The sequence below is a fragment of the Bacteroides ilei genome, from assembly GCF_900128495.1.
GTDB classification, from domain to species: Bacteria; Bacteroidota; Bacteroidia; order Bacteroidales; family Bacteroidaceae; genus Phocaeicola; species Phocaeicola ilei.
Genome location: NZ_LT635801.1, coordinates 1,758,979 through 1,778,416, shown reverse-complemented (window position 1 = coordinate 1,778,416; position 19,438 = coordinate 1,758,979). Strand labels below are relative to the sequence as shown.

13 protein-coding genes and 3 pseudogenes are annotated in these 19,438 nt (G+C 43.8%); 10 read left to right on the top strand and 6 right to left on the bottom strand.

The features are described 5' to 3' along the window. Nucleotides 1-20: 20 nt before the first annotated feature. Both BQ7489_RS07670 and BQ7489_RS07665 read right to left on the bottom strand, forming a co-directional pair. Nucleotides 21-1,471 (bottom strand): annotated as a pseudogene (locus BQ7489_RS07670) (IS4 family transposase). A gap of 161 nt (nucleotides 1,472-1,632) precedes the next feature. Continuing rightward, the gene (locus BQ7489_RS07665; RefSeq protein ID WP_072532068.1) at nucleotides 1,633-2,664 is read right to left on the bottom strand and encodes a LacI family DNA-binding transcriptional regulator; all 1,032 of its coding nucleotides are present in this window, start codon (nucleotides 2,662-2,664) and stop codon (nucleotides 1,633-1,635) included. 183 nt (nucleotides 2,665-2,847) lie between these two features. Between BQ7489_RS07665 and BQ7489_RS07660 the strand changes: the two genes are divergently transcribed. Genes BQ7489_RS07660 through BQ7489_RS07640 form a run of 5 tightly spaced genes read left to right on the top strand, consistent with a single transcriptional unit; the run spans nucleotide 2,848 to nucleotide 10,103 of the window. Then, nucleotides 2,848-3,780: an aldo/keto reductase gene (locus BQ7489_RS07660; RefSeq protein WP_022040264.1), complete on the top strand. Its 933-nt coding sequence runs from the start codon at nucleotides 2,848-2,850 to the stop codon at nucleotides 3,778-3,780. 14 nt (nucleotides 3,781-3,794) lie between these two features. After that, nucleotides 3,795-4,718, top strand: coding sequence for an amidohydrolase family protein (locus BQ7489_RS07655; protein ID WP_072530540.1), 924 nt, complete (start codon nucleotides 3,795-3,797; stop codon nucleotides 4,716-4,718). Nucleotides 4,719-4,735: 17 nt separating this feature from the next. Next, nucleotides 4,736-5,986 (top strand): L-fucose:H+ symporter permease, encoded by a 1,251-nt coding sequence (gene fucP / locus BQ7489_RS07650; RefSeq protein WP_072532067.1) that lies wholly within the window; start codon nucleotides 4,736-4,738, stop codon nucleotides 5,984-5,986. A 30-nt stretch (nucleotides 5,987-6,016) separates the two neighbouring features. Further along, the gene (locus BQ7489_RS07645; RefSeq protein WP_022040266.1) at nucleotides 6,017-7,042 is read left to right on the top strand and encodes a zinc-binding alcohol dehydrogenase family protein; all 1,026 of its coding nucleotides are present in this window, start codon (nucleotides 6,017-6,019) and stop codon (nucleotides 7,040-7,042) included. A 37-nt stretch (nucleotides 7,043-7,079) separates the two neighbouring features. Next, nucleotides 7,080-10,103, top strand: coding sequence for a DUF4450 domain-containing protein (locus BQ7489_RS07640; RefSeq protein WP_021847689.1), 3,024 nt, complete (start codon nucleotides 7,080-7,082; stop codon nucleotides 10,101-10,103). Nucleotides 10,104-10,176: 73 nt separating this feature from the next. Here the strand turns inward: BQ7489_RS07640 and BQ7489_RS17755 are convergent. Further along, nucleotides 10,177-10,275 (bottom strand): annotated as a pseudogene (locus tag BQ7489_RS17755) (IS982 family transposase); the annotation flags it as partial. A 77-nt stretch (nucleotides 10,276-10,352) separates the two neighbouring features. Here BQ7489_RS17755 and BQ7489_RS07630 point away from each other — a divergent pair. The 3 genes from BQ7489_RS07630 to tnpC all read left to right on the top strand — a co-directional run bounded on the left by BQ7489_RS07630 (nucleotide 10,353) and on the right by tnpC (nucleotide 12,979). Continuing rightward, entirely contained in the window at nucleotides 10,353-10,715 is a 363-nt protein-coding gene (locus BQ7489_RS07630) for a hypothetical protein (protein ID WP_072530538.1), read from the top strand. Between the two features lie 47 nt (nucleotides 10,716-10,762). Further along, nucleotides 10,763-11,041, top strand: a complete 279-nt coding sequence (gene tnpB, locus BQ7489_RS07625) for a transposase (RefSeq protein WP_230315480.1) — start codon at nucleotides 10,763-10,765, stop codon at nucleotides 11,039-11,041. A 90-nt stretch (nucleotides 11,042-11,131) separates the two neighbouring features. Next, nucleotides 11,132-12,979: an IS66 family transposase gene (gene tnpC / locus BQ7489_RS07620; RefSeq protein WP_072530536.1), complete on the top strand. Its 1,848-nt coding sequence runs from the start codon at nucleotides 11,132-11,134 to the stop codon at nucleotides 12,977-12,979. Nucleotides 12,980-13,041: 62 nt separating this feature from the next. On the opposite strand, the pseudogene BQ7489_RS17315 reads toward tnpC, so the two are convergent. Then, a pseudogene (locus BQ7489_RS17315) lies at nucleotides 13,042-13,179 on the bottom strand (transposase); the annotation flags it as partial. 373 nt (nucleotides 13,180-13,552) lie between these two features. On the opposite strand from BQ7489_RS17315, the gene BQ7489_RS07610 reads away from it, so the two are divergent. Further along, nucleotides 13,553-13,999: a GNAT family N-acetyltransferase gene (locus BQ7489_RS07610; RefSeq protein WP_072530535.1), complete on the top strand. Its 447-nt coding sequence runs from the start codon at nucleotides 13,553-13,555 to the stop codon at nucleotides 13,997-13,999. A gap of 1 nt (nucleotide 14,000) precedes the next feature. Here the strand turns inward: BQ7489_RS07610 and BQ7489_RS07605 are convergent, their stop codons facing one another. After that, nucleotides 14,001-14,687, bottom strand: coding sequence for a hypothetical protein (locus BQ7489_RS07605; protein ID WP_072530534.1), 687 nt, complete (start codon nucleotides 14,685-14,687; stop codon nucleotides 14,001-14,003). A 378-nt stretch (nucleotides 14,688-15,065) separates the two neighbouring features. Beyond that, nucleotides 15,066-15,662: a hypothetical protein gene (locus BQ7489_RS07595; protein ID WP_072530532.1), complete on the bottom strand. Its 597-nt coding sequence runs from the start codon at nucleotides 15,660-15,662 to the stop codon at nucleotides 15,066-15,068. 643 nt (nucleotides 15,663-16,305) lie between these two features. On the opposite strand from BQ7489_RS07595, the gene BQ7489_RS07590 reads away from it, so the two are divergent. Further along, the gene (locus BQ7489_RS07590; RefSeq protein ID WP_083580491.1) at nucleotides 16,306-19,431 is read left to right on the top strand and encodes a SusC/RagA family TonB-linked outer membrane protein; all 3,126 of its coding nucleotides are present in this window, start codon (nucleotides 16,306-16,308) and stop codon (nucleotides 19,429-19,431) included. Nucleotides 19,432-19,438: the final 7 nt, after the last annotated feature.

Genomic DNA, 19,438 nt, shown 5'->3' with positions numbered 1-19,438 from the left:
ACAATTCAAGTTTCGCAAGTTCAACTTGCAGTTTTTAATCTATAAATGTCGCAAATATGTTTCATATCTTCCTCCCTGTTGATGATAGCCTGATAGATATCTTCATCAGTCAATCCGAAGAGTTCCGCAACCGCAATGACCAGTTCTTGCATGACGCCCCACATCCTTTCCGCAACGAACAGTTCCAAAGAATCCTTGGTTACGTCCTCAAAGAGCTTTCCCATGGTCTCGTAGGCTGCAAACCTCTTCACTAAGGAAAGGATGTTGTATTGCAAAGCCGTCAGGGATGTCGCCGCGATTTGCGAGGCGAAGTTTCCGGCCTGGCATTTGCCCAGTCCCAACAGTCCCTTCGCTTCCTTGAACACGACTTCCAAAGACCACCTTTGGGCATAAATCCGGTACGCTTCAAGGAACTCAAGCCGTATGTCCGTGGTCATCAGTCCGTTCCATGCGCCCCGTTTGCTTCTCCTGACAAAGTACAGACGTACCTTGGTATCCGCAAAGGTCACGTCCGCCACGATGTAATAGCAACGCAGTCTCCTGCTGTACTTCCGCCTGCCTTGCCTGTCAAGGTGCCTGATCAAGGCCGGCGCGGTATAGGGCTTCCCGTCCAGACAGTATTTTGTCCTGCTGTTTTCTCCCACCTTGATCATGCCCAGGTAATCGCACTTGACGTGACGGGAGCGGATGAACCGGATGACATCCTTGCAGGCGAACCAGCTGTCTGCCAGCACATACCTGAACCTGACCCCTTTGCGGATGGCGCGTCCTATCATGGCAATCATCAGGTCGGTTTTCTTTGCCGTGTATTCATCGATACGCTCCTGCAAGGCGTCGCCGCTGTCACGTCCTTTGGTGAAACGTCTTGCGAGCTCTTCATCGGACATCCCGAACTTTCCATCCTTTCCTTTTTCACCCAGCAGTGCAAAATCCAGAAGCATTTGGGTTGTCCCGTCCGTGACGGCAAGGAACAAAGCATTGAAACCGAGGATGCACCTGTGATGGACATGGGAAAACACCCTGCCGATGTTCTCCATGCGCCGTCCCGTCTTGGGATAGTCCGTGTCATCGACTATCAGGCAGACCGTGCCTTCCTTGCGCCCGGAACGGAGTCTGATCTTCGACCAAAGCTGAAGGGTGAGGTGATAGACGGACTTCCGCCAATTTATCTTGGGATTACTCATGAAGCGGTAGAACACGTCTTTCTGGCATCCCAGCAAGCCGCTTAAGGAAGACCCGGTGAAACGATAAGGGTTACGGACCATGAAACACGGGAACAACAGCAAAGCCTGGAACACCTGCAACAACGGATACACATTGTTGCACTTGCTCTTCATGCCGAACAAGGTGGATTCATTCATTTTTAACCATTTGATAACGTCCAGTATGGAATACATCGCTTTATGTGCGTCATTTTTCTAAAAAATGAGCTGATTTCTGAAAGAAAGTCTGTAACTTTGTGCAAGGGCATAGGGCTGAGTAATGTTTTGATTTGCAACTATAAAATTACTCATTTTCTGCGATATGCGGAAATCCCTGTGCCCCTTTTATATCCCAAGAAGAAGGTTTTCTATTAACTTGCGAAACTTGAATAATGATTTTTCTTTGTATTCCCTTCTTTTTTAATAGTTTTCATCCAATTGTGATTTTCTTTTTCATACTGCTTTCCCGTATCTGAAGTGAGGTAGGTATCACCACTTGGCGTACGGTACGGTCTCCTCGTAGTTGGTCTATCAGGAGACGGCATGCCGTTTCGCCCATCTTGTAAGTCTGATGGCATACCGAGGAAAGTTTAGGCTCGACGTAATTGGCATGGCGTTCGTCGGTATAGCCTATCAGGGCGATATCTTGCGGAATGCGCAAGCTGTGACTTTTGATGACTTCCATGGCGGCAAAAGCCAAAGTGTCATTCATGGCTAAGATGGCATCGGGCGGATTGGGCAGGGCAAGCAAGGCTTCGGTAGCCCGCATCCCTTCATCGTAATCGATGCGGCGGCATTCGACTAATTCTTTTTCTATGGGAATCTTATTGGCACGTAGGGCTTCCAAATAGCCGTGTTTCCGTTGCTTGACGATATATAGGTGGTTGGCACCTCCGATGAATGCTATCCGCTTGCTTCCGCTATCCAACAGATGTTGGGTGGCGGCTTGTGCCGATTGCGCTCCGTCTGCAACGACGGAAGAAAAGCGGTTGGTCAGGCATACGCGGTCGAAAAAGACGAGCGGCATATTGATGTCTGTTAGTGATGCCCAATGCGAATAGTCGGTAGTCTCTTGCGAAAGGCAGGCGATGATGCCTTCTACACGCATATTCACCAAGTTTTCGATGTTTCGTTTTTCATGTTCGAAACGTTCGTGCGAGGTAGTGATGATGACGAAATATCCGTTGGCTATGGCTGTATCCTCAATGCCGCTTAAGATGGACGAGAAGAAATGTGTCACGATGTCGGGCACGATGACTCCGATGATGCGGGGCGTGTTTTTCCGCAGGCTCATGGCGAACGGATTGGGGCGGTAATTCATTTCTTTGGAAAGCTGTTTGGCTTTGGCACATAGTTCACGGCTGATTTCGGGACTGTCCTTTAGTGCCCGCGAAACGGTGGGAATAGATACGCCGAGCCGTTGGGCGAGGTCTTTCAGCGAGGTATGTTTCGGGTTGTTCATGAATGTTTGATTATTGGTTCCTTCTGTATCCATTTGCAAAGAAAGCGTTTTTTCATGCAACAGCCATGTGGATATACGGAAATTTTACGTAAACCATTACGTGCTTTTTCTGGTAATGCTACGGACAGACGAGGTTTATCCTTGCTTACCTTTGTTTTCGTAACCATTAAACCTGAAAGAATTATGCAATACCATGAAATCGGGAAAACGGGCATGAAGGTATCATCGCTCAGTTTTGGCGCTTCTTCGTTGGGAGGCGTTTTCCATGACATTAAAGAAAAAGAAGCCATTGAAGCGGTGTTCACCGCTATCGAAACAGGAATGAATTTCATTGACGTGTCGCCTTATTACGGGCACTACAAGGCGGAGACCGTATTGGGCAAGGCGTTGCAGGAGATTCCGCGCGACAAATATTATCTTTCTACGAAAGTGGGCAGATACGGTAAGGACGGAGTGAATACGTGGGACTATTCGGGCAAACGTGCTACGGAAAGCGTGTACGAAAGTATGGAACGTCTGCACATTGACCATATCGACTTGATAAATGTGCACGATATCGAGTTTGCCGACCTTCATCAGGTGGTAGACGAAACATTGCCCGCTTTGGTAGCCTTGCGCGAGAAAGGGATAGTAAGCCATGTGGGCATTACCGATTTGCAACTGGAAAACCTGCAATGGGTTATTGACCATTCGCCGGCAGGCACGGTGGAGTCCGTACTGAACTTTTGCCACTATTGTCTTTGCGATGACAAGCTGGCGGATTTCCTGGATTATTTTGAAGGGAAAGGCATCGGTGTCATCAATGCTTCGCCTTTGTCGATGGGATTGCTTACCGAGCGGGGTGTACCCGATTGGCATCCGGCACCGAAACCGTTGGTAGAGGCTTGCCGCCGGGCAATGGAACACTGTAAGGCGAAAGGTTATCCGATAGAGAAACTTGCCATGCAATATGCCGTAAGCAATCCGCGTATCGCTACGACGTTGTTCAGTACGGCGAATCCGCAGAATGTCCGCAAGAATGTGGCATTTGTAGAAGAACCGATGGACGAGGCCTTGTTGCAGGAGGTCCGTGCCATCATCGGTGACCAGATGCGTGTCAGTTGGGCAAATACATAACGGAGGGACGCGTTATGGCTTATACAATAATAGATGCCCATGCCCATTTGTGGCTGAGGCAGGATACAGTGGTGGATGGCCTGCCCATCCGTACGCTGGCAAACGGCCGTTCGATGTTTATGGGCGAAGAACGGCAGATGCTTCCTCCCTTTATGGTAGATGGGGTGAACAGTGCCGAGGTCTTTCTTTCGAATATGGATTATGCCCAGGTAGGGGCAGCCGTGATTACGCAAGAATTCATTGATGGGTTTCAGAATGATTATTTGGAAGATGTCGTCCGGCGTTATCCCAACCGTTTTTTTGTATGCGGTATGTGCGAGTTCCGTAAACCCGGGTTCTTGGAACAGGCTCGCCGGTTGATATCTCGTGGGTTTAAAGGAATCAAAATACCAGCCCAGCGTTTGTTGTTGAAGGAAGGGCGTGTGATGCTCAACAGTGATGAAATGATGGAAATGTTTCACCTAATGGAGCAGAACGGAGTATTGCTTTCGATTGATATGGCAGACGGTGATACACAGGTAGGCGAGTTGGAAGAAGTGATAGCCGAATGTCCCGGGCTGAAAGTAGCTATCGGTCATTTCGGCATGGTCACGACTCCGGGCTGGACCGAGCAAATTAAATTGGCTCGTCATCCTCATGTCCGCATTGAGTCGGGTGGCATTACGTGGCTCTTTAATGAGGAGTTTTATCCTTTCCGAGGAGCGGTAAGGGCTATTCGTGAGGCAGCCGACTTGGTGAGCTTTGAGAAACTGATGTGGGGTTCGGACTATCCGCGTACGATTACGGCTATCACTTACCGTATGTCGTATGATTTTATTACGAAATCATCGGAATTGTCGGATGAGGAAAAGCGGCTTTTCTTGGGCGAGAATGCACGTAGCTTTTACGGCTTTGGCGATTTGCCCGAATTGCCTTACATTAAGAATATGTCGGAATAACCCCAATCGGTATGCGTATGAAAAACAAGAATTATACATTGCCTCTTGCACTGGTCTTCAGCTTGTTCTTCCTGTGGGCTATCAGCAGCAACCTGTTGCCTACGATGATACGGCAGCTGATGAAGACGTGCGAATTGAATACGTTCGAGGCTTCGTTTACCGAATCAGCCTACTGGCTGGCATATTTTATCTTCCCGATACCTATCGCTATGTTTATGAAGCGGTATAGTTATAAGGCGGGTATTGTTTTCGGCTTGTTGCTTGCCGCCATAGGCGGACTGCTCTTTTTTCCGGCTGCTGCCATTAAGGAATATTGGGCGTACTTGTGTATCTTCTTTATTATCGCTACAGGGATGTGTTTCCTTGAAACGGCTGCCAATCCCTACGTTACGGCATTGGGCGACCCAGCTACAGCACCTCGTAGATTGAATCTGGCACAATCTTTTAATGGACTGGGCGCATTCATTGCCGCTATGTTCTTGAGTAAATTGATACTAAGCGGTGACACATACACCCGCGAAACGCTTCCTATGGACTATCCCGGAGGTTGGGATGCTTATATTCAGATGGAGACGGACGCAATGAAATTGCCTTACATGGCATTGGCTTTACTTTTGTTATTGATTGCTGTGGTGATTGTTTTTTCTAAGTTGCCTAAGATTGGTGATGAAGGACGGAAAAGCGAGTTGAAAGAAAAACTGATTGACTTTGGTGTGTTGAAACACAGACATTTGCGTTGGGGTGTAATCGCTCAGTTCTTTTATAATGGCGGGCAGACGGCTATCAACAGTTTGTTTTTGGTGTATTGTTGTACGTATGCCGGATTGCCCGAAGCTACGGCTACCACTTATTTCGGACTGTATATGCTGATGTTCTTGTTGGGAAGGTGGATTGGTACCGGACTGATGGTGAAGTTCCGTCCGCAGGATATGTTGTTAGTTTATGCATTAGCCAATGTGGTGCTTTGTGCGGTAGTAATGGCATTTGGCGGTCAGATAGGACTGTATGCCATGTTGGGTATTTCGTTCTTTATGAGCATCATGTATCCTACGCAGTTTTCTTTGGCATTGGAAGGGTTAGGTGAGCAGACTAAAAGCGGTTCGGCTTTCTTGGTCATGGCGATTGTAGGCAATGCCTGTCTGCCTCAGTTTACGGCATATTTGATGCACATCAACGAACAGATGTATCATGTGGCATATATTGTACCTTTAGTATGTTTCCTTTTCTGTGCTTACTATGGCTGGAAAGGATATAAAGTGATAAATTAAGAATCGTATTATTTAGTGTTGAAGTTGAATATGAAAGCAGTTCAAATTGTAGCGCCTTCTGATATGAAGGTTGTAGAAATAGAACGCCCGGAGTTGCATGCCGGCGAAGTGTTGGTCAAGATTGCCTATGTAGGTTTTTGTGGGTCGGATTTGAATACTTATTTGGGACGTAATCCGATGGTGAAGTTGCCGGTCATTCCCGGTCATGAAGTTGGTGCGGTGATAGAGGAAATTGGTCCGGATGTGCCTGAGAGCTTCAGTAAGGGTATGCATGTGACGGTAAATCCGTATACCAATTGTGGTAAGTGCGCTTCATGCCGCAATGGTCGTGTCAATGCTTGTGAGCATAATGAAACCTTAGGTGTACAACGTAACGGGGTGATGTGTGAATATGCCGTATTACCTTGGACGAAGATTATTCCTGCGGGAAACATATCTCCGCGTGATTGTGCTTTGATAGAGCCGATGAGTGTAGGATTTCATGCCGTTTCACGTGCACAGGTTATTGATAATGATGTGGTTGTGGTTATCGGTTGTGGTATGGTAGGCATGGGAGCCGTGGTACGTGCTTCGTTGCGTGGAGCTACTGTGATAGCGGTTGATTTGGATGACGAAAAATTAGCATTGGCGCATCGGACAGGGGCAACGTATGTCATTAATTCTAAAACGGAAGATGTGCGCGAACGTGTGCGTCAGTTGACAGATGGCTTGGGCGCGGATGTGGTGATAGAAGCCGTAGGTAGTCCGGCTACATACGTAATGGCTGTAGATGTGGTAAGCTTTACCGGTCGGGTGGTATGTATCGGTTATGCCAAGAGCGAAGTGGCTTTCCAAACCAAGTACTTTGTGCAGAAAGAATTGGACATCCGTGGTTCGCGTAATGCTTTGCCTGCTGATTTCCGTGCAGTTATTCATTATTTACAAAGCGGAAATTGTCTGATAGAAGAATTTATTTCGGCTGTTGTCGCTCCTGAAGAAGCGCAGGCTGCGATGAAGCAATGGGCTGCCAATCCCGGAAAAGTATTCCGTATTTTAGTAAATCTAACTCTTTCATAATAAGGTTTTTATAGATTAATAGGAGGTGATTTAATATATGAACAAAATAGGAAAAATTGTTGGATGTTTATTGTTGTTAGTACCGGTAGGCGTTGTTGGACAAAAACCTCAAAAGGTTAGCGACCATCTTAAAACAATAGAAGTGAATTATGTGGGTGTGGATGAGCTTCGCACGTTGCAATACAAACCCGATGGACAAGATTTTGTTTGCATAAATGGTAATAATCGATATACTCGTGCACTTTACGGAAGTCCCACAGAGGATCGCATTGAGACAAGTGATCGTCCTGTCTTTGTAGCTTACAAGGCAAAAGATAGTCGTAATATCAGTTTTAGCTTGACAACTGATGGGGTAATGGTTGAGTTGGATAAGACTGATTTTTGTGAAGCTCGTTATACTGCCGGACGACGTACTTACAAACTGACTGACCATCGATGGGGGAAAGGCATTATCTACATCTCGGTGTTGGCGTTTCCTGACCGGCAAGGAGGAATTTGGAAAATTCAGACGGAAAACTTTACAGGAACGGTGCAACTGACGGCTCGGGTATGCGAGATACAGAATCAGAATCTTAGACGTTGGGGAGATATGGGAGCCGAGGTACCTGGATCGCTTGAAGCAGCATCGTCTCCTAAGCAACTCCAAACAGTGACATGGAATGGCAAGAACAATCTGAGCTACGCCATTATAGAAGGACAAGTGTTTTATGCGGCAACGGTTGCAGACGAGACCTTGTTCAACACCTATTCTTCTTATTATGAACAGGCGGAAGCTCATCGTTCCCGATTGGCTTCGATGGTGGAGTTTCATACACCGGATCCTTATATCAATACGCTGGGAGGTGTATTGGTCACAGCCGGCGACGGTTCATGGGATGGTGATACGTTCCTTCACGGAGCTATAGGTTGGCATTCTCCTTTGCCTGGTTGGAGGGCTGCCTATATGGGTGACTTTTTAGGATGGAACGACCGCGCCAAACGGCATTTCTCGGCTTATGCTGAGAGCCAAGTGACCAATGTGCCCAACACCATTCCCCATCCGACACAAGACTCGCTGAACAATCTTTGCCGGGCTGTAAAAGAATGGGGAACTCCGATGTATAGCAATGGTTATATCTGCCGTGCTCCCCATCGTAACGATGTGATGCACCATTATGATATGAACCTTAACTATATAGATGAACTGTTATGGCATTTTCAGTTTGATGCGGACACAGCTTACATGCGCAAGATGTGGCCGGTATTGGAGCGGCATCTGAAATGGGAGAAATTGAACTTCGATCCGAATGATGATGGTTTGTATGACGCATATTGTTGCATATGGGCAAGTGATGCACTTTATTATAATAGCGGTGCTGTAACACATTCATCCGCTTATAACTATCGTGGTAACTTAGTGGCTGCACGTATTGCGGAAATCTTAGGTTATGATCCGGCTTCTTATCGTGCCGAAGCGGAAAAGATATTGAAAGCAATGAATCAATCTCTATGGATGGATGATAAAGGATGCTGGGCTGAATATAGAGATTTTATGGGGTTGAAACGTCTGCATACAAGTGCGGCATTATGGTCGGTCTATACGCCGATAGACAGCTATTCATGCTCACCGGAGCAGGCGTATAGGGCTACTCAATATGTAGACAACTGCATTCCTCACATACCTATTCGTATTGAAGGTGAAGAAACTCCGCGGTATTATGTGCTGAGTACCACAAACTGGTTGCCTTACTCTTGGAGTATCAACAATGTGGCACCGGCGGAGACCATGCACACAGCCTTGGCTTATTTTCATGCGGGACGTCCCAATGAGGCATTTCGTATTATGAAAGGTGTATTGTTGGACGGCATGTATTTGGGCGGAAGTCCGGGCAACATAGGGCAAGTGAGCGCGTATGATGCAGCTCGTGGTGAGACTTACCGTGATTTTTCTGATAATGTAGGAGTGACGGCCAAGGCTGCTGTTCAAGGCCTTTTTGGCATTAGTCCGGATGCGCTTCATGGTCGTTGTGTCATCCGCCCCGGCTTTCCTTCTTCGTGGGACAGTGCTTTCATCCGCACTCCTTATATAGAATATACGTTTAAACGGGTAGGCAACCAGGAAATTTATGACATAAAACAGAACTTCGCGCGTCCCTTGCAGATTGTCATTCGCCAGAATACGGCTAAAGGGCAGTATAAAGAAAGCGTTTTCACAAACGACAAACATCAGCATATCGTACTTGATGCAGTGGCGCATGTGGAAGAACCGGAAGCAGACATGTATGCATGGATGAGGAAAGACCCGATGATAAACAAAGACATGGGGACTGACTTTGACGAAGTACGGACTGCGCAATGCCGCCCAGTTGACATGACCCGCTATTTCAATGCGGAGGTAACGGATATATTTAAGAACGAATATGTATCTCCGGCTTCTCCATATACCACGTTGCGTATACCCAAGAACGGTTTTGGCGAGTGGTGCCACCCCTTGTTTTATGCGGAAACAAATGACTCCGTATTTCGTTCGCAAGTCGATAACGGTATTTTTAAGGCTTGTCTGGACGATACGAAGACGATAATCCCATTCCGGTCGGTAGCTGAAGGCCGTAATATAGCCTACACGTCCCTATGGAATAATTATCCGGATAGCCTGACTCTTCCGCTGAAAGGGAAGGCTTCGCATGCTTATTTGATGCTGGCTGGAACAACCAATCACATGCAAAGCCGCATAGCTAACGGTCGCATAACCATTTCATATACAGATGGGAGCAAAGAAATAATGGAGTTGGTCAATCCTTATAACTGGTGTCCGATAGAACAAGATTATTACATAGACAAATACGCGTTTTATGTCACGAGTAAACGTCCTTATCGGGTTCATTTGATGTCCGGTCTTGTAAGTCGGAATTTGGGTGACCAATTGAATATAGAAGATGTATATGGTCGGGAAATTCCGGGTGGTGCTGGACAACTGCTTGATATAAAGCTCGATTCACGGAAAGAACTGAAAGAGTTGACCCTTACGACACTAAGTAATGATGTGGTAATAGGTCTAATGGGAATAACCTTGCAGTTATGATGGATATGATGAATAAACAAGTTATAGGTAATAAAATAATTGAAAATATAAATAACGTGAGTTCGACATAAAATCAAAAGATAGTAAGTTGCCCGTCATTGATAAAGTTTACATCAATGGCGGGTTTCTTCTCAAAAAAGCAGTATGCTGCAATAGCCGACAAAGAGTTGGGTAAGCTTCCAAAATTGGCGTATTGACTAGCATGGTTCTTTCCCATACCTTCGTGCTAAACTTAAAACTCGAAAGATTATGTTTAGCGAAAAAGATTTTGAAAGACTGTGGTTCCTCTACAAAACCGAGGGTGAGCCCAATGGAGTTTCCATCAACTCGTTCTGCATTGGCAACAATATTCCATACACGGCATTCTATGACTGGTTCAAGAAGACACAGAAGAAGGTTGTACCTGTAGAAGTGGAAGGTATTCCTGAAGAGTTACTCCAAAGCGACAATACACATGAGGATGTTACTGAGGACAAGCCCAAACGTACAACTCCCCATAAAGGAAGTATCATGGTAACGATAAGAACCCGTGAGGGCTTGTGCATTCAGAAGAAAGGCTTAGACTATCAGGGGCTGAAAACGCTGGTAGAGAAACTGGAGGGCTTATGCTGAGCATCAACGGTCTTCACAACTTCTACTACCTTCCTGAGCTTCATGATATGAGATGCAAGGCTCAGCGTATATGTGAAATAATCCGCGGCAGGTACCACCGTGACCCGATGAACGGCGATGTTTACATGTTCATGTCTAAAGACCAGCGCAAGGTTCGCATGATACACTATGAGCGCAATGCCTATTATCTTCATGAGAAGTCCTTCATAAAGGGCTACAGGTTCATGAGGATAGAGCGCAAGGACGATGTGACAGTGTATAAGATAGACTGGAAAGACCTGGTCACGATACTTGAAACTCCGGTAATAACGAGCATAAGAATTTAATGATATAACTCTGAATATCAGCAATAAAAGTTCTCTAAATATTTGTGTATCTCACTGAAAATGAGTATCTTTACATAAAATTTAGAGAACATGGAAACAGAGGAACTCATAGAACACATACTCAGACAGAAGCATCTTGAAGAGATGATGAACAGGCCTGAAAAGGAGCATACACCCCTTGAAGGTATGGATAATGAGCAGATAAAGAGGTTCGCCCTGTTCCTGTTTGAGGAGAATCAGAACAAGAGCAAGCAGCTTGATGAAATGATAGCACGACTTGATGAAATAGGAAAAGACCTGAAGGAAGCCAACCGTAAGATTGATTCCCTTACAGATGCCCTGCTTAAGGCAAACAGCAAGGCAGAGAAGGCTGCCATTGAATGCAAGCTCCGCGACAAGGAATACAAAAAGCTTGAGAAAAAGCATAACGCCCTTGTCGAGCGTCTTTCACTTATGAATAACCAGACTTACGCTTCATCCAAAAGCCTTAAAGGCATTGACCGCAAAAAGGTCGTAAAAGGAAAGCATGACGACAAGGATGACTTTGACGGTACTCCCACTGCTCCGGCTGGTGAAGTTCCACAGTCAGAGCCTTCCGCATCATGCGACACGCAGGATACTCCGGCCACTCCTCATTCCAAGGAAAGACCGTATAGAAAAGGAATGAGATACAACAAGAACTGTGTAGGCACCCCGATAATACACAAGTCCGATTATACAATGCTTCCTGAGGGGTCTGTAGTGATATCATCGAGCTATCGTAAAATAAGAAATATCGTGAGCCATATTGAGGAACATCACTTTGAAGTGCTTAAGGTAAAGCATGCCGACGGCAGGATTGAAAGCATGTTCCTTCCCATGAAAGATGACGCCCGGGCTGACATCTACAATGAGATTGTACCGGGTACAAGCATTACGGCAAACATGCTCTCGTATCTTATGTTCAACCGCTTCCAGATGTCAACGCCAGCATACAGGGAAGCTAAAAACCGTCTGTCGGATATGGACTGGAACACTTCTGTGCAGAACCTGCTGAACTGGGCCGACAAAGGTGCCATGCAGCTGAACAAGCTGATACCTGCCCTCAAGAAAATTGCCCTTCAGGACGGTGCGAACGTGAATGTGGACGAGACATGGCTTCGTTACCACGCTTACAATAAGAAACGCAAGACCTATATGTGGTGTCTGGTAAACAGAAAAGCCCGTATTGTCATCTTCTTTTATGAGGACACAACGGACGATGAAGGTTTGCAGAAACATGGAGGAAGGAGCAGAAATGTGTTGAAGGAGTTCCTTGGTGATGCAAAAATCAAATCACTGCAGAGTGACGGTTATAACGTATATATGTATCTTGACAACGAACTTATGGATATAGAGCATCTCTGTTGTCTGGCTCATGCAAGGGCTAAGTTCAAGTATGCCTTCGACCAGGGAAGCCTGCAGGCAAGAATCTTCCTTGAGCTGATAGGAAAGTTATACGGCATGGAAGATACTTACCGCCGGGAAAAACTTACCGCAGACGAGATTTACCACAGAAGAAACAGTAAGGAAACGACGGAAATCATTGATAAGATAAGGACAGAGCTTTATGATCTGCTTGCAAATCCGGATGAGAGCCGAAGTGAACTTATGAGCAAGGCCCTTAACTATCTGAAGAACTTCTGGAATCAGATCTTCGCCTACAGAAATGACGGAGAATACTCAATAGACAATATGGCGGCGGAAAGAGCGATAAGACCAATCACTGTCCAACGAAAGAACAGTCTGTTCTTCGGAAGCGTGAAAGGAATACAGAACTCCGCAATCTATAATACCTTTATAGAAACCTGCAAACAGGTAGGTGTCTCCTTCAGGGATTACTTCTGCAGGCTGCTCAGAGAATTAAAAAAGGGAAGAACGGATTACGAAAACCTGCTTCCCATGACAATATGCAAATAATAATCGTTAAATTTGTGAACTCTTTTTTAGACGGGTGCCTGCTGGCACCCGTCTAAAAGGGGCTACCCTAAAATTGGAAACTTACAAGAGTTGGCTATAAAGTTATTGAATGAACGATGCCTGGAGTGTTCTATCTGTGCAATGTTCTTCAGCTCGTCATTCACTGTTTCAATCAAGGCTCTTTTTCTGATCAGGATCTTGCAAGAAAACAACTTCCTAAAATGACTATTATATGAAAATGGATGCATTTAACACATATATGTTAACATACTCACTGACTTTTTTTTAAGAGCTTATGCCTAAAATATGGAAGCGCATAATTCCTATAAAAAAGGGGAATATATCTCTAAAGAAGGTGATATATTTCCTTATTGGGGATATATAGAATCAGATATCATAAAATACACTTGCTAAATCAATATATTGCACGCATCGCAGCAAAACAAATGTGCTTTCAGACTATTCAAGATATACCAATTTTTATAGGTTAGCTCCTGAAGAACGGTACAGGCAACCTATTAAAAGAAGTCCGGATCTACTTCAAGTAAATATAGAACTATAAATGATAGTAACATGGAAATAAAACTTATTACTTCTAACAAGAAACAATTCTTGGATTTGCTGTTGTTAGCAGATGAGCAAGAGAGTATGATAGACAAATACCTGGAACGTGGTGAAATGTTTGCTCTTTATGATGATGAACTTAAGGCAATCTCTGTAGTTACGTGTGAAGGAGAAAGTATTTACGAAATAAAAAACATAGCCGTTTATCCCTCTTTTCAACGCAAAGGATACGGGAAACAGCTCGTTGATTATCTTTTCGAATATTATCAGGGGAGATGTTCTGTCATGTATGTCGGTACAGGAGATACGCCTTCTACTCTCTCTTTCTACAAACATTGCGGCTTTCGTATTTCACATCGACTGAAAAACTTCTTCATAGATAATTATGATCAACCGATCTATGAAGATGGGAAACAGCTTACCGACATGGTGTATTTGCGAAAAGATTTCTCTTAATTCATATTTTAGGAAAACCCAAGGTACAGAAATGAGCTTCTTTTAATCTTATAATTCTTTTATCATTCATATTGGAATCAACCGACCGGATAAAAGAATCCCGATTTCCAAACTTTGCATACAATTCTGCACGCCACTCATCAGGAGATTTTGAAAATAGCTTTTGAAAATGCAGCACGTCCCAATGCCTGATTTCTTTATTAACCTCTTTTTTTGCTTTATCCATCAAACTCCTGTCATTAAAAAAAAGAGCCAAGGCAAGTTTGAACTCAAAAATACGGTAGAGATTAATCGGATTATGTTTTGGGATTAATGAAGAAGATAATTGATCAAGCCATTTCCATACATCGCTGACTGTAACTTCAGGGTGAAAGAATAGCCCGAACTGTTTCTCGGCAAACTCAGAAGCTGTTTGAAACAATTTGTCATGAGAAGCATAATCTATAAAAAATTGGGTTCCATTCTTACCCCAAAGTTCAGTGTAAAAAACGGGAATGTTTCTTTTCTGTACGGAATCCTCCCATAATGGCAGACATTCGAAGAGAATACGATATTCTTTTGAAAAAATTTTATCAATCCGTAATCCCCACAAAACGATGTCTACCTTCATATATAACGTAGAAGGTGTATAAGAAGACAAAATAGGAAATCTCTCTTGCCAGTCATCAATTATCTCTTTTTTTACCATGTAGTTTTTGCCATCAATGAATTGGTATCCGGATACAAATATATATGTATTTTAGAGAATTTTCAATTGCATAATTGGCCATTTTATAATAACAGCAGAAATCAGCAAGAAAACAGATTTGACTCTTTAAAATTCTCTGATTACGATGTAGCAAAAGTGTATATAAAAGAGGAATCTGGTCACGTCAAGTCACCCGTTCCATATTCTTTCAAACATAAGAACGATGATAATATGCTAAAGGATTATATTATTGAATTTTACAAGCTGAAGGATGGAAATCCCGATTTCATCAGAAGTTATGACAGCAATAAATAGGATTAACCCGCATTGACAAGTCATGACCCACAAACAGAAATCTCCCCTTGGATGTACCAAGAGTCAGAATACGAATCCTATTCCCACAGAAAGCGAATGACGCAAATCACTTATTGTACCCAGATAAGTAATCTCTTCAGTATCGATATTATAGTTGTAAGAAGGAATACCGCCAAATTCCTTTAAGTTGTATCCTATCTGAAAATTCAATCCAAAATGCTGGCGGAACATTTTCGTATAGCCGATGCCTAAATCCCACAACCATCCAGGCGCTATGGCCTCATTGGAAAAACATCCGTAACCCAAATTCGTATAGATATAACCGTTCGGAATACTTGAAACAGGTTTATAACGGAACGTCGCATAAACGGGAATGGTATTGAAATGAGGATAGGTATACCGGTCGGCTCCGATACCGATTCCGGCAGCTATCCTGGAGGTAAAATCATATAAGGCAGTCAGGTGAAGAGAGTGCCCTCCTTTTGACATGCCACTGTTTTGCCATTGTTGTTTGGTCGCCAATCCCAGATTGTAGTGATAGTCCAATAGCACATGAAATTTCGGATCGTTTTTTACCGTACTCCGAGATTCCTGTCCCGATATCTCTCCAAGACTGAGTAAAAATAATGTCCCTGCCAGAAAAATGTGTTTTGTCTTCATATTTTTTCGGTTTTATTCCTGATTACTGGAAAACTCTTGTAATTCATTTCTAAGAATAGACAACAAGAGTCCAAAGGATATTTGTCGCAATAGATAAGACTAAAGTAACCCGATTTTTAGGGATACATGCAAGTTTCTCCATGGCGACTTTTATTTAAAAACAATTCTTGGGCAAAATATCCCTACGAGAACTTATTAATATTTGTTAATAATAAAAACATCACATTCCCTGATAGGGATTTATATCACCCACTTGAATATCCCTTTAATCTATTCGTACCTTCATCTCTGTCTGACATATAAACCGGCTTCCGGCCATTTTTTCAAATTTATCATAGCCTTTATCTTTCAATTGATTATAAAACGAATATCCTTTGAGAAATATACGAGCAACGACAGAGCACACCCATTAACTTTATTTTGCAATACAAAAATACACCCTCCATAAAACAAATCTCATTATGATACATATATTAAGATATACATAGCAAATAGACATAATAAAAAAGTATTTCAAAACAAATTTCTATTTTTATTTGCATTTATAAAACAAAAATATATATCTTTGTATTAAAGATTGTTCAGCAGTATTTATTTTAAATTAACAACACGCGTAATTTACAACGCAAAAACAGTTTTCATTATGAGAAAGGTAATTCCCTTAGGTATTGGTTTAGCTTTATGCTCAACTCTAGCCATGGCACAGACTCCTTTTAAAGGAAAAGTCTTCGACGAGAATGGTGAACCTGTAATTGGTGCTTCAATTATCATTGTTGGAACTAATAGAGGAACAATTACGGGTATAGACGGTAGTTTTACATTAACACCTCCGGAAGGCTCCAAACAAATCAAAGTGTCATTTGTGGGTATGGTTCCTCAAACAGTAGGAATCAAACCTGATTTAAAAATCACATTAAAATCAGACAGTCAGAATCTGGATGAAATTGTAGTCATTGCCTACGGTACCACATCATCCAAAAACCTGACAGGAGCTGTTTCATCGGTCAGAGGAGAAGCTATCAAGAACTTGCCTGGCCCTTCGGTCGACGAAATGCTACAAGGACGTGCTTCCGGTGTAATGATTTCCTCACCTTCTGGATCCGTCGGCGTGACTCCAGTCATCAATATCCGTGGTGTTTCCTCCATTTCAAACAGTACAACCCCATTGTATGTAGTCGATGGCATGATTATATCAATGGATGGAACATCAAGCACCCGACAAAACCCACTGGCGGATATCAACTCTGCAGATATCAAATCAATTGAGATTTTAAAAGATGCAGCTGCAACAGCCCTTTATGGTTCACGGGCCGCCAACGGTGTTATCATGATTACAACAAACACCGGTCAAAAAGGAAAAGCGAAAATATCCTACAACGGCAGCTATACTATCAGTACACCGACCAACATGATTGAGGCCATGAACGCAGAACAATACGTCGAATTAAAGAATCTCTCTGTTTCCAATACCGCTTCTCGTCTGGACGACAAAGGATTCTATGACCAATATGCCTATGGATTGATGTACGACAGCAATGGAAATGTAGTCGATACCGATTGGAGCAAGCTACTTTTCCAGACAGGAAGTATCATGAATCATGATTTAAGTATCTCAGGCGGAAATGACGGCGCAAACTATTACATCAGTACGGGCATTATGGACCAAGATGGTATTACGGTAGGCGATGAATTCAAGCGCTATTCATTTAAAGCCAACACCAACTTCAATCCTACAGATTGGCTGAGTGGAGGATTCAACGCCAGTTACTCCAACACGCAACAAAAGAATGTCGATTCCGGTTATGGTTCAGGATCATTCTCTATCAACGGGTTCTCACGTATGGCAGCCATTTTGCCTTCCAACCTTCCAGCCTTCAATGAAGATGGAACTCCATACATGGATAATGGAAACTACCTTGGTTACGGAAACAACAAAATAGGCTGTACTTATTATAACCCGATGTCTTATATCGATGAACAGGCCAGCCGCATGGAAAACAACCGTATCATTGCCAGTGGCTTTCTGGATTTACACCCGATAAAAGGATTGAACATCCGCTCACAATATGGAGTTGACTGGTTCATCACCAACTCAACAACCATGTATTCACCCCACGGTGGTGATGGTTATGCCTCAGAGGGAAATCTTTACGCCTATGCAACAACCCGCAAGACCTGGACATGGACCAACACTGCCAATTATCAGTTCGATCTGGCCCAAAATCACCACTTCGCTGCAACAATTGGTATGGAGGCACAGGAAATGCAGTTTAAACGCCGCTACTACAGTGCCTCAACTCTTGCCGATAAGGAAATGGTATACGAGGAAGCTCCTTATCTTACCTATTCAAGTAGTGCCTCAACCAACAGACGTGAGGAACGGTCTATGATTTCCTACCTTGGCCGTCTCACTTACAACTGGAATTACCGCTATTACCTGGAAGGAAGTTTCCGTAGGGACGGTCTTTCAGCGTTAGGCGATAAATGGGGTAACTTTTGGGGAGTATCGGCATCATGGCGTATTTCTGATGAGAATTTCTTTAAACCTTTAAAGAATGCAATCACCGACATGCGTTTTAAAGCCAGCTATGGTATCGTTGGTAATACCAATGTAAGTACATATGCTTCCTTATCGACTTACAGTTCGACTTACTATAACGGTACAGGTGCTTACTACCCGACTTCCATTGCCGACTCATCACTGGGCTGGGAACAGACAGCAAAAACAGATATCGGTATTACCGGACAAATAGCCAACCGCTTCAATTTTGAAATTACCTACTTCAGGTCAAGATCAAAGAACCTGATTCTAAATTCCAGCCAGGCTTACTCAACCGGTATTCCAAATTTCTCCATCACGACCAACCTTGGCAAGGCACAGAATCAGGGTCTGGAATTTTCGCTGGGTGGAAATATTCTGCATATCAATGGGTTCTCATGGGATAGCAGCGTAAACTTTACCTTCGTAAGGAATAAAGTACTTGAACTGGAAAGTGATATCATAGAAGACGGTACAGGAGCCAGCAACATAACAACAGAAGGTCTGTCTATGGCACAGCTCTATGTTTATCCCACCGCAGGTGTTGATCCGGAAACAGGACGCCGTGTAATATTGCTCGACGATGCAAACGGAAATCCTACACGAGAAGCTCTACTGGTCTATACCTATGGACGCGGAGCGTCGGTTTATGACCGCACAACAGGCGAAACCTTGGATATTAACGACTGGCACCCACACATCATGGGTAACACCAAACCGACATACTATGGTGGATGGACAAACAACTTTAGCTGGAAAGGCTGGGACGCCACACTCTTCTTCCAGTTCTCAGGTGGAAACAAAATTTATAACGGTATGAAAGCAACCATGTCGGATATGCGTTTCTGGAACAATTCTACCGATGTTTATAAAACAATCTGGAGAAAACCGGGTGACGTATCCGATTATGCAAAACCGGAAGTGAATGATAACTATTCAAACGGTTCGGCCAATCCTATCAGTGACTTTATCGAAAACGGTGACTACCTCCGTTTGAAAAATCTTATGATCGGCTATACCTTCAATACAAAGAATTGGTCCAAAAAGATCGGTATCTCGCAGCTACGTCTTTACGCTACAGCAACAAACTTGTTCTGCATAACAAAATATAGCGGCATGGACCCGGAAATCAACTCCCGCGCCGATAGCTCGAATACTATTTCCGGAATCGATAAAAATACAGCCCCATTGACAAGGACTTACTCTTTTGGTATCAACTTATCATTCTAAACCAACA

What these genes read in the sequence shown, in the direction of transcription:
- tnpB (WP_230315480.1), top strand. Translation starts at nt 10,763, where the DNA reads ATGAGATGCAAGGCTCAGCGTATATGTGAAATAATCCGCGGCAGGTAC.
- BQ7489_RS07630 (WP_072530538.1), top strand. Translation starts at nt 10,353, where the DNA reads ATGTTTAGCGAAAAAGATTTTGAAAGACTGTGGTTCCTCTACAAAACC.
- BQ7489_RS07640 (WP_021847689.1), top strand. Translation starts at nt 7,080, where the DNA reads ATGAACAAAATAGGAAAAATTGTTGGATGTTTATTGTTGTTAGTACCG.
- BQ7489_RS07610 (WP_072530535.1), top strand. Translation starts at nt 13,553, where the DNA reads ATGGAAATAAAACTTATTACTTCTAACAAGAAACAATTCTTGGATTTG.
- BQ7489_RS07645 (WP_022040266.1), top strand. Translation starts at nt 6,017, where the DNA reads ATGAAAGCAGTTCAAATTGTAGCGCCTTCTGATATGAAGGTTGTAGAA.
- fucP (WP_072532067.1), top strand. Translation starts at nt 4,736, where the DNA reads ATGAAAAACAAGAATTATACATTGCCTCTTGCACTGGTCTTCAGCTTG.
- BQ7489_RS07595 (WP_072530532.1), bottom strand. Translation starts at nt 15,662, where the DNA reads ATGAAGACAAAACACATTTTTCTGGCAGGGACATTATTTTTACTCAGT.
- BQ7489_RS07605 (WP_072530534.1), bottom strand. Translation starts at nt 14,687, where the DNA reads ATGGTAAAAAAAGAGATAATTGATGACTGGCAAGAGAGATTTCCTATT.
- BQ7489_RS07660 (WP_022040264.1), top strand. Translation starts at nt 2,848, where the DNA reads ATGCAATACCATGAAATCGGGAAAACGGGCATGAAGGTATCATCGCTC.
- BQ7489_RS07665 (WP_072532068.1), bottom strand. Translation starts at nt 2,664, where the DNA reads ATGAACAACCCGAAACATACCTCGCTGAAAGACCTCGCCCAACGGCTC.
- tnpC (WP_072530536.1), top strand. Translation starts at nt 11,132, where the DNA reads ATGGAAACAGAGGAACTCATAGAACACATACTCAGACAGAAGCATCTT.
- BQ7489_RS07655 (WP_072530540.1), top strand. Translation starts at nt 3,795, where the DNA reads ATGGCTTATACAATAATAGATGCCCATGCCCATTTGTGGCTGAGGCAG.
- BQ7489_RS07590 (WP_083580491.1), top strand. Translation starts at nt 16,306, where the DNA reads ATGAGAAAGGTAATTCCCTTAGGTATTGGTTTAGCTTTATGCTCAACT.